Here is an 11,558-nt window from a genome sequence, read left to right on the forward strand (position 1 = left end):
GGTGCGGTGCCGCAGGTGGTGTGGGTGCGGTAGGTGGTCAGAGGTCTGGCTGGTCAGTGGTACTGGTGGCTGGAGCTGCGGGGCGGGCGAGGGCGGCCAGGGCGACGCCCAACAGGGCCATGCCGCACCAGGAGATGAGCGGTAGCCGTTCGTGCAGCACGACTACGCCCAAGACGGCGGCTACGGCGGGCTCGGCGAGGGTGAGGGTGGTTGCCGCGGCTGCGCCGGTGTGTCGCAGGCCGCGGCCGAACAGCAGGTAGGCCGCGAAGGTGGTGAACACCGAGAGGTGAACCACGACGGCGATGCCCGGTCCGCTGGCGATCCAGCCGATGCCGAGCGCGAGCAGCACCGGCAGGGTGAGGATCGATGCGCCGCCGAACACGGTGCCGACGACGGCCCGTGACGGGTGGCCCTGGCGGATGAGGTGGGCGCAGATCACCGAGTAGGCGGCGTACGAGAGTCCGGCGATCAGGGCCAGGGCGACGCCGACGAGGTCGACGTGGGTGTCACCGCCGCCGAGTACGAGGACGGCGCAGCCCGCGACGGCGGTCAGGGTGACCAGCGGGCGGGCTTTGAGGCCGAGCACGATCGGTGCGGTGGCCAAGGCCACGGTGGTGGCCACTGCCACACCCGTGCGCGCCACGGCCGGGTAGAACGCCAGGGCGTAGCCGGCGACAGTGAGGGCACCCAGGGCCAGCAGTCGGTGGTCGGCGGTGCGCAGCACCGTACGGGTGCCCCGTGCGGTGAGGAAGAGGAGGCAGCCGCCGATCACCAAACCCGCCGCGCCTACCGCCGAGGCGGGGGCGGATGCGGGTGCCAGGGAGCTGACGGTGCCGGTGGTGCCCCACAGGACGCATGCGGCCAGGATCGGGAGCGGGCCGTGGGTGAGGTGAAGGCGTGCTCGTACCACTGGGGATGACACGGGTTCTCCGTTCGCGGAAAGACGGGTGAGGGCGCGAACGGGCGCACGGTGGTGGCGGTACGGGTGTCGGCGTGGCTTCGTCGGCGTGGTTCGTCGGCTCGGGTGGCCGGCGGTGTGAGAGGTCAGCGGTGCGCTGGGTCCGGGGTGTGGCCGACGTGGCCGGTGCGGTGCCGGAAGTGCGGTGCCGGGGGGTGCGCCCGTCAGGCGACGGGCGGCGGGAGAACGACGTGCCAGTGGGTGTTCACGTTCGGCATCCTACCGGATCGGTACGCTGGGATCATGGACATCGGCGTCGCGGATGACCTGCTGCGGCGGTCCCTCGTGGTCTACAAGTTTGCGGTCGAAGAGCTCATGACGAAGCTCCGGATCCTCAGCGAGGAGTTCGACCTCGTGCACCGCCACGACCCGATCGAGCACGTCACGCAGCGGGTGAAGCGACCCGAGGCGATCCTGGAGAAGCTGCGGCGCAAGGGGTTGGCCGCGGACCTGGCGTTGGCGGCGGAGCACCTGGACGACGTGGCGGGCGTGCGCGTGGTGTGCCCGTTCGTGTCCGATGTGTACCGGGTGCGGGACATGCTGGCGCGGCAGAACGACGTGGAGATCCTGAAGACGAAGGACTACATCGCAGCCCCGAAGCCGAACGGGTACCGGAGCCTGCACCTGATCGTGCGCATCCCGGTGTTCCTGTCGGACCGGGTGGAGCACGTGAAGGTGGAGGTGCAGCTGCGGACCATCGCCATGGACTTCTGGGCGACGTTGGAGCACAAGCTGTTCTACAAGTACGACGATCAGGTGCCGGCGGGGTTCGTGGACGAGTTGACCAGTACGGCGGCGATCGCGGCGGAGCTGGATGCGCGGATGGAGTCGCTGCACCTGAAGGTTCAGCGGGACTGAAGGTGGCTGGGGGCGGGGCGCCCGGGCCTGGGAGTTGGGAACGGCCAGGCTGAGGTCCACCCTGGGACTGAGGTGCTGCGGCTGAGGTGCTGGGACCGACCGCGGCCGGCACTGAGGTGCTGCGACCGAGGGCGGCCCGGGGTTGAAGGTGGCCGTGTCCGGGGTGGGCTCGGGGTTTGGGGCGGGTAGGCCCACTGCGGCTCGGGCTTGGAGCGGCCTTGCTTGGAAGCGGCTCGGGCTCGGAGCGGGGGTTGAAGGGCGTCCTCGCCGGACGGGCTTGCCAGCAAGGATGACATGCAGGGGTGGGGTGTGCGCTGCGCGCGGCTGCCGGTGCTGCGCGTCGGCGCGACTGGTGGTCCTACGCGCGCACCGTCGCCCGGAGGGTCCTCCGCTTCGTCGCGGACGGCCTTCGTCGGGAATGGTGATCGGCTGCGGTGCGACCTACTCACGGGTCACTTCACGGAGCGTGCCCACTAAGGGGCAAACGACCGCCGCCGGCGGAGGTTACGGGTTGGCGAAGAATTGTTCGGAAATCCGCTGATCGGCAAAAAATGGACCTGTGGGGTACGCCACTCGGAGCCATTACCTGTTGACAGATATCTCATGCCGGGTCACTACGAATAATGCTCGCGAACGGCTTGCGATTACGGAACTGGTCAGTCCAAACCAGGCCATTAGGGTGAACGCCGAAGATCGCTTCGAGAACGTGTGGTTACGCTCGCACAAACCGGGGAATCTATATCCGTCAGATGCTCCGTTTGGCGGTCGCGATGATCCCGTAACGGCCGTCAACGTTGGCTCGCAGCCAAATGGCTCATTCTTCCGAAGGATCTGATCTGTGATGGACACCGAACGCATCGCACGCCGATTAGCGGGGCTGGTCCGCGACCATCTTGTGCCCGGCGCACAGCTCGCCGTGCACCGACCTGGCGGACAGCTGTGGACCACCGAGGTCGGGTTGCCAACTGATGCCGCCGTACCCATCGGCTCGATCACCAAGACCTTCACCGCGACCGTCGCCATGGCGCTGGTCTCCGATGGCGACCTCGACCTCGACACCCCCCTGCCGGACGTCGACCACCCGCTCACGTTGCGCCATCTGCTCAGCCACACCGGCGGTCTGCCCTCCGACCCGGACGACGTGCGCACCACCTCGCTGCGCCGGCACGCGCTCGAAGCGGGTCGCAACCTGGTACCGCTGCACCAGCCGGGCGCGGGCTTCTCGTACTCCAACATCGGCTACGTGCTGGTCGGCCACCTGATCGAGGTCGCGACCGGAATGTCCTGGTGGGAGGCGGTGGACGCGGTACTGCTGCGTCCTCTGGGGTTGACGCCGCACTTCACCGTAGGACCCGACGCCGAACCCGGGGTGGTCCTCGGGCACGCCGTCAACGGGCCGCTGAAGCGGGTCGTGCCGGTGCGGCAGTCGCTGGAACTCGTGGACGCGCCGGCCGGGGCGCTGGCGGCCAGCGCCACCGAGCTGGTGACGTTCGGCCGGATGCTCGCCGGGGCGTCGCCGCAGCTCGTCGACCCCGACGACCTCGCGCTCATGCGGACCCCGGTTCGGCATGCCGAACCGTTCGGGATGGCCGACGGCTGGGGGCTGGGGCTCGCGCTGTACGAGCGCGACGGCACGGTCTGGGTGGGTCACGACGGCACCGCCGACGGCACCTCGTGCCACCTCCGGATCAATCCCGAGGACGGCACGGTGGTGGCGCTGACCACCAACGGCAGCAGCGGGTTCGCGCTGTGGCGGGACTTGGTGCCGGAATTGGTGGCGGCCGGGCTGCCGGTGGGCGATTACGACGGATTGCGCGCGCTGCGCGAGCCGATCGAGCCCCCGGACGACTGCGCTGGCAGCTTCGTCAACGGGGACACCGAGTATTCGGTGCAGCCCACGGAGCGAGAAGTGCTCAAGCTCACGGTGGACGGCGAGCCGTTCGCGGACCTGTCGTTGTTCGACGGCCTGGTGTTCGCCATGCGGGATTCCGACACCGGCGACACGAGCCAGACCGGCCGTTTCCTGCGCAACCCTCGCGACGGTGGGATCGAGTGGATCCAGATCGGCGGGCGGTTGGCGCGCAGGCAGGTTCCGGAAATGGTCTGAAGAATCACGTTTGAACACACCTCGTCGCGGGTACAACGCCGCCCGCCCGAACCCCTAGAAAGGCTCTGCTCGCGATGACGTCTGCCCAGAACCTGCCGAGAGCGGTGGGTGCGCAGGTCGAACGCACACCCGACGCACCCGCGATCGTGTCCGCCGAGGAGACGGTCACCTACCGGGAGCTGGAGGCGCGGGCCAACCGGCTCGCGCACCGGCTGATCGCCGAGGGCGCCCGCCCGGAACGGGTGGTGGCGGTCGCCCTGCCGAGGTCTGTGGACAACGTCGTCGCACGGCTGGCGGTGCTCAAGACGGGCGCGGCCTACCTGCCGGTGGACCCCGCCTACCCGGCGGAGCGGATCGGGTTCATGCTCGCCGACGCGCAGCCGCTGCTGGTGCTGGACGGTCCGCTGGACGCCGGCGACCGGCCGGACACCGACCCGGGCGTGCCGATCCACCCGGACTCCCCGGCGTACGTGATCTACACGTCGGGCTCCACCGGCAAGCCGAAGGGCGTGGTGGTGACGCACCGGGGTCTGCCCGCGTTCTCCGCCGCCGAGGTGGCGCACTTCGACGTCCGGCCGGGCGACCGGGTGCTCCAGTTCTCCTCCCCCAGCTTCGACGCCTCCGTGCTGGAGCTGTGCATGGCGCTGCCGGCCGGAGCCGCGCTGGTCGTGCCGCCGGAGGGCCCGCTGCTCGGCGAGCAGCTCGCGGACGTGATCGAGGACTTCGGGGTGACGCACGCGCTGATCCCGCCGGTCGCGCTGGCCACCGTGCCGCACCGGCGGTTATCCGGCTTCCGCACGTTGATCGTGGGTGGTGACGCCTGCTCGCCGGACCTGGTCGAGCGGTGGGCACCGGGGCGTCGGATGATCAACGCCTACGGGCCGACCGAGTCCACCGTCGTCACGAGCTGGAGTTCGCCGCTGACGCCGGGCGGTCCGCCGCCGATCGGGCGGCCGATCCCCGGCACCGAGGTGCGGGTGCTGGACGACGAGCTCCGGGCGTGCGCGGAGGGCGAGCTGTACGTCACGGGGGTGGGGTTGGCCCGTGGCTACCTGGGGCGTCCGGGGCTGACCGCGTCGCGGTTCCTCGCGGACCCGTTCGGTCCGCCGGGTTCCCGGATGTACCGCACCGGCGATGTGGTGCGGGTGCGCGACGACGGCGAGTTGGCGTTCGTCGGACGGGCCGACCACCAGGTGAAGATCCGCGGCTTCCGGGTGGAGCCGGGCGAGATCGAGGCGCTGCTGCGGGAGCACCCGGCCGTGCGGCAGGCCGTGGTGGTGGCGCGCGACGAGCCGAAGCGGCTGGTCGCGTACGTGGTGGGCGGGACAGACGGGTTGCGGGAGCACCTGTCCGGGACCCTGCCGGACTACATGGTGCCGTCGGCGTTCGTGTCGCTCGATGCGTTCCCGTTGAGCCCCAACGGGAAGCTCGACCGGGCCGCGCTGCCCGCGCCGGTCGTCGGCGACGTGCCGGAGGACTTCGTCGCTCCTCGCACGGAGGACGAGCGCCGGGTGGCGCAGGTGTGGTCGGACGTGCTGGGTGTGCCCCACGTCGGCGCGCACGACGACTTCTTCGCACTGGGCGGGGACTCGATCCTCGCCGTGCGGGCGCTGGGGCGGCTCGGTGGGCTGCCGGTGCGGGCGATGTTCCAGCACCGGACGGTGGCGGCGCTGGCCGAGGTGCTGCCGACGCACCAGCCGATCCCCCGGGTGCCGCGTGACCAGGCGCTGCCGCTGTCCCCGGCGCAGCGCCGGTTGTTCTCGTTGGACGGCACCGCGGAGCAGAACACGGCGGTGGGGCTGCGGCTGACCGGTTCGCTGGACGTGGCGAGGCTGGAGAAGGCCCTCGACGCCCTGGCGCAGCGGCACGACGCGTTGCGCACCACGTTCGACATCGTCGACGGTGCGCCGGTCCAGGTCGTCGCGCCACACGGCACGATCCCGCTGGTCGTGGGTGACGAACGGGAGCTCGCGGTGCCGTTCGACCTGCGGCAGGGGCCGTTGACGCGTGCGGTGCTGAAGCAACTGGGACCGGATGAGCACGTCCTGGTGTTGGTGCAGCACCACATCGTGACCGACGGCTGGTCGGTCGGCGTGCTGCTGGACGAGTTGGCGGACCTCTACGCCGGGGTCGAGCCGGCCTCGCCTTCCGCCCAGTACCCGGACTTCGCGGTGTGGGACGCGGGGCGTCCGCCGGGTGATGTGGCGTACTGGAAGGACCGGCTGGCCGGGATGGAGGCGTTGGACCTGCCCACCGACCGGCCACGGCCCCCGTTGCGCACGACGTCCGGCGCGGTGCTGCGCCGTCCGCTGGGCGCGGACCTGGTGGAACGGCTGACCGGCGTCGGGCGCGCACACGACGCCACGCTGTTCATGACGCTCACCGCCGCCGTGCAGGTGCTGCTGTCGGCACGCAGCAGGCAGCGGGACATCGCGCTCGGCACTGTCACCTCGGGCCGGGACCACGCGGACCTGGAGCGGGCGGTCGGGTTCTTCGTCCGCACGCTGGTGCTGCGCTCGTGGGTCGACCCGGAGCTGCCGTTCACCGGGTTCCTGGACCACGTCCGGGGCACCGTGCTGGAGGCGTTCGCGCACGACGACGTGCCGTTCGACCGGGTGGTGGCGGAGCTGGGCCCCGACCCGGACCCGAGCCGCACGCCGCTGGTGCAGGCCGTCGTGGCGTTGCACCAGCCCTTGCTGCGCCGCGACGACTTCGGCGGCCTGGCGGTGGCCGAGCACGACCTGCCGCGCCCGAACGCCCGGTTCGACCTGGTGGTGGAGTTCTGGCCGCAGGACGACTCGCTGACGCTGACCGTGGAGTACAACACCGACCTGTTCGACGCGTCGACCGTCGAACTGCTGGCCGACGACCTGGAATCGTTGCTGCACGGCGTGGTCGACGACCCGGACCGGCCGTTGCGCCGGCTGGTGGAGCTGGACTTCCCGCCGGACGACACGGTCCGGATCAAGGGCATGCGGGTCGACCTGGCCGCCGTGGAAGAGGCGTTGCGCCGGCACCACGAGGTCACCGACGCGGCGGTGGTGGCCACCGACCGACGGCTGGTCGCCTACGTGACGCCATCGGTGCTGCCGGCTGCCCTGGAGGGGTTCCTGAGCCAGGTGCTGCCCGCGCACAGCGTGCCGACGACGTTCGTCGGGCTCGACCGGCTCGACCGGGACAACCTGCCGGCGCCGCCGGAGGAGCCCCGCGTCTACGTCGCACCGCGCACCCCCGTGGAGGCCGTGCTGGCGGACGTGTTCGCCGAAGTGCTCGGCGCGGCACGGGTCGGCGTGCGGGACAACTTCTTCGCGCTGGGCGGCGACTCCATCCTCGGCATCCAGGTGGTCACCCGCGCCCGCCAGGCCGGCCTCGTGCTGACGTCGCGGGACATCTTCGCGCACCAGACGATCGCCGCCCTGGCACCGCACGTCACCCGTGACCTGCCGCCGGCCACCGATCAGGGAGTGGTCACCGGGGCCGCGCCGCTCACCCCCATCCAACGCTGGTTCCTCGGCACCGGGTCGACCCTGTTCGAGCAGTCGTTGGTGGTGGAGTTCGACGCCGACATCGACGCGGAGGCGTTGCGGACCGCGGTGGACGCGCTGATCGCGCACCACGACGCGTTGCGGATGCGGTTCGAGGCCGACCGCCAGGTCGACGAACCCGTCGGGTACCGCGATCCGTTGCTGCGGGCCGAGGTCGTCGACGAACGGTCCGTCCGGCTGGTCGCGCACCACCTCGTGGTCGACGGCGTGTCGTGGCGGATCCTGGCGGAAGACCTGATGACCGCCTACCGGCAGGCGCTGGAGGGCGCCGAGGTCCACATCGGACAGAAGACGACGTCGTTCCGGGACTGGGCGCGGCGGCTGCACGACCACACCACCTCGGGCGGGTTCGACGCCGAACTGCCTTACTGGAGCGCGGTTTCGGGTGACGGCATCCCCACCGACAAGGAAGGGCCGAACACCTTCGCCACGGGGCGCGAGGTCAGCGTGCGGCTCACCGAAGCGGAGACGTCGGCACTGCTGCGCGACGTGCCGGACGTGTACCGGACGCAGGTCAACGACGTCCTGCTGACCGCGCTGGGTCGAGTGCTGGCCGACTGGACGGGCCGGGACCGGGTCCTGCTGGACCTGGAGGGCCACGGCCGCGAAGAGCTGTTCGACGACGTCGACCTGTCCCGCACGGTCGGCTGGTTCACCACGGTCTTCCCGGTGGCACTGAACGTTCCGCGCTCGTGGGGCGAAGCGCTGAAGTCCGTGAAGGAGCAGTTGCGCGCGGTGCCCGGCCGGGGCATCGGCTACGGCGCGCTGCGCCACCTCGCCGGCGGCCCGGTGTGCGACCCGGCGGTGAGCTTCAACTACCTGGGCCGGTTCACGGGCGATCAGCGGGATCTGGACCTGGCGGCCGACCCGGACATGCCGCGACCGCACCTGATCGACGTCGTGGGCCGGGTGCAGGACGATCGGCTGGAGTTCTCCTGGCACTACAGCGACGCCAACCACGACGAGGCCACGATCGCGCGGCTCGCCGAGCAGTTCGCGGCGGCGCTGCGCGCGATCGTGGCGCACTGCGCGGAACCCGGCGCGGGTGGCCGCACGCCGTCGGACTTCCCGTTGGCCCGGCTCACCCAGGAGCAGGTGGACCGGATCACCGGTGAGGACGCCTACCCGCTGACGCCGATGCAGGCCGGCATGGTGTTCCACGGCCTGGGCGAGCAGGGCGTGTACTTCCAGCAGACCACGTTCGTCGTGGACGGCGTGCCGGACTCCGAGGCGTTCGCCCGGTCCTGGCAGCGGGTGGTCGACCGGACGCCGGTGCTGCGCAGCTCCGTGCTCTGGGAGGACGTCCGCGAGCCGTTGCAGGTGGTGCACGAGCACGCCGAGGTGCCGTTCACGTTCCTGGACTGGAGCGGGCTCGACGCGCCGACGCGGGCCGAGCGGCTGGACCGGCTGCTCGCGGCCGACCGGTCGGTCGGCTTCGACCTGGGCGTTGCACCGTTGATGCGGATCGCGATCATCAGGCTGGCGCCCGAGACCGTGCGGGTGCTGTGGACCTTCCACCACGTGCTCCTGGACGGGTGGAGCGTGTTCCAGGTGCTGTCCGACGTGCTGGGCGAGCCGGTCGAGCGGCAGCCGTTCCGGGACTACGTGGCGTGGCTGGCCGCGCAGGACGACGAGGCCGCCGAACGGCACTGGCGGCAGGTGCTCGGCACGTTCGACTCCCCCACGCCGCTGCCCGCCGACCGCCCCGCGATCGGCACCGCCACGTCGTCCGCCCGGCACTCGGTCGAGCTGACCGAGGCCGAGTCCGAGCGGCTGTACGGGTTCGCCCGCGAGCACCGCGTGACGCCCAGCGCCATCGTGCAGGGCGCGTGGGCGCTGCTGCTGGCCAGGTCGTCGGGTCGGCGCGACGTGTGCTTCGGCGCGACGGTGTCCGGCCGGCCGGCCGACCTGCCGGGCGTGGACGCCATCACCGGCATCTTCATCAACACCCTGCCGGTCAGGGTTCAAATCGACGGCACCCGGCCGGTGGCGGACTGGCTCCGGGAACTCCAAGCGGCGCAAGCGGAGTCCCGCCGTTTCGAGCACGTTCCGTTGACCCGTTTGCAGGCGTGGAGCGGCGTGCCCGGCGGGACGAACCTGTTCGACAGCGCGGTGATCTTCGAGAACTACCCGGTCGACCTCGCCGACGGGATGGGGCTGCGGGAACTGGAGGCCGTCGAGACGACCAGCTTCCCGTTGAGCGCCACCGTCTACCCCGCCGAGAAGCTGGGCGTGCTGCTCGGCTACGAGCCCGCGATGTTCGACGCGCAGACCGTGGACCGGCTCGGCGAGCGGTTGAAAGCCCTGCTGGTGGGCCTGATCTCGGATCCCGGCCGGCCGTTGGCACGGGTGCCGTGGCTGTCCGACGAGGAACGCCGCCAGGTGCTGGTGGACTGGAACGGCACCGGGGACAGCGCGCCCTCCGCGACCATCCCGCAGCTGTTCGCCGCCCAGGCGGCCCGGACGCCCGACAACATCGCGGTGACGCTGGCCGGCGACCGGTTGACCTACCGTGAGCTGGACGAACGCGCCAACCGGTTGGCGCACCACCTGATCGGGCTGGGCGCCGGCCCGGAACACCTGGTCGCGCTGCAACTCCCCCGGTCGATCGACCTCGTCGTGGCGGTGCTCGGCGTGCTCAAGTCGGGCGCGGCGTACCTGCCGATCGACCCCACCTACCCGACCGACCGGATCGCGGGCACGATCGCCGACGCGCAGCCGGTGGCGGTGCTGGACGGGCTGCCGGACCTGTCCGGATACCCGGCCACCGACCCTGACGTGCGGCTGACGCCGGACAACGCCGCGTACGTGATCTACACGTCCGGCTCGACGGGTAAGCCCAAGGGCGTGGTGATCCCGCACGGCAACGTGGTGCGGCTGTTCTCGGCCACCGACCACTGGTTCGACTTCGGACCCGACGACGTCTGGACGCTGTTCCACAGCTACGCCTTCGACTTCTCCGTCTGGGAACTGTGGGGACCGTTGCTGCACGGCGGACGGCTTGTCGTGGTGCCGTACGAGGTCTCGCGGTCGCCGCAGGACTTCGCGCGGCTGGTCCGTGAGGAAGGCGTGACGGTGCTCAACCAGACGCCGTCGGCGTTCTACCAGTTGCTGCCCGAACAGCCCGACCCGCGCTACGTCATCTTCGGCGGCGAAGCCCTGGACATGCACAAAGTCCAGAACTGGCACGGCACCGGACAACTCACCAACATGTACGGCATCACCGAAACCACCGTCCACGTCACCTACACACCAGCCGACGGCACCATCGGAGAACCCATCCCCGACCTCCGGGTCTACGTGCTGGACGAGGACCTGGAACCGGTGCCGCCCGGCGTGACCGGCGAGATGTACGTGGCCGGACCGGGGCTCGCCCGCGGGTATCTGAACCGGCCGGGGCTCACCGCGTCGCGGTTCGTCGCAAACCCTTACGGCACACCGGGTTCTCGCATGTACCGCACGGGTGACCTGGCCAAATGGCTCGACGGCAGGCTGCACTACCTCGGCCGGGCGGACCACCAGGTGAAGATCCGGGGGTTCCGGATCGAACTCGGTGAGATCGAAGCCGTACTCGGTGCGCATCCTGCGGTCGCCCAGGTCGTTGTGCTGGAGCAGGAACAGCGTTTGGTGGCTTACTACGTGCCGAACGGGACCGTGCAAGTTTCGGAACTGCGCGGTCATGCTTCGGGTGCGTTGCCGGAGCACATGGTTCCGACGGCGTTCGTGGCACTGGATCGACTGCCGCTGAACGCCAACGGCAAGTTGGACCGCATCGCGCTCCCCGCGCCCGAGCGCGATGCGGTCACCTCCACCGAGTACGTCGCCCCCCGCACCGAGACCGAAGAGGCGATCGCGGCCATCTGGGCGGACGAACTGGACGTCGACCGGGTCGGCGTGGAGGACAGCTTCTTCGCGCTGGGCGGCGACTCCATCCGCAGCCTGCGCATCACGTCCCGGACCAAGGCGGCGTTCGACGTCGACCTGTCGCCGCGCGACGTGCTGACCGCCCGCACCGTGTCCTGCCTGGCCGACCTGGTGGAGAACCTGGTCCTGGCCGACCTCGAAGCCCTTGCCGACCGGGAAGCGTGAG

Annotated in this window: 4 protein-coding genes; 3 read left to right on the top strand and 1 reads right to left on the bottom strand. The window is 70.8% G+C overall.

Annotated elements, in window-relative coordinates; translation table 11 throughout:
- Positions 1-37: 37 nt before the first annotated feature.
- Positions 38-922 carry an EamA family transporter gene (locus tag FHS29_RS02940; RefSeq protein WP_184687914.1) on the bottom strand — a complete coding sequence of 295 codons (885 nt, stop codon included), beginning with the start codon at positions 920-922 and terminating at the stop codon, positions 38-40.
- A gap of 279 nt (positions 923-1,201) precedes the next feature.
- Between FHS29_RS02940 and FHS29_RS02945 the strand changes: the two genes are divergently transcribed.
- From FHS29_RS02945 to FHS29_RS02955, 3 genes are all read left to right on the top strand, one after another.
- Positions 1,202-1,816, top strand: a complete 615-nt coding sequence (locus FHS29_RS02945; RefSeq protein WP_184687916.1) for a GTP pyrophosphokinase — start codon at positions 1,202-1,204, stop codon at positions 1,814-1,816.
- Positions 1,817-2,657: 841 nt separating this feature from the next.
- Complete coding sequence (locus FHS29_RS02950; protein WP_184687918.1) at positions 2,658-3,923, top strand: serine hydrolase domain-containing protein; 1,266 nt, start codon at positions 2,658-2,660, stop codon at positions 3,921-3,923.
- A gap of 92 nt (positions 3,924-4,015) precedes the next feature.
- A complete protein-coding gene (locus tag FHS29_RS02955) occupies positions 4,016-11,557 on the top strand; it encodes a non-ribosomal peptide synthetase (protein ID WP_446689057.1) in 7,542 nt (2,513 codons plus the stop codon).
- Position 11,558 lies beyond the last annotated feature (1 nt).

Source organism: Saccharothrix tamanrassetensis (assembly GCF_014203665.1).
Taxonomy (GTDB): Bacteria; Actinomycetota; Actinomycetes; order Mycobacteriales; family Pseudonocardiaceae; genus Actinosynnema; species Actinosynnema tamanrassetense.

Coding starts and splice junctions, on each gene's coding strand:
- FHS29_RS02950 (WP_184687918.1), top strand. CDS start 2,658: ATGGACACCGAACGCATCGCACGCCGATTAGCGGGGCTGGTCCGCGAC.
- FHS29_RS02945 (WP_184687916.1), top strand. CDS start 1,202: ATGGACATCGGCGTCGCGGATGACCTGCTGCGGCGGTCCCTCGTGGTC.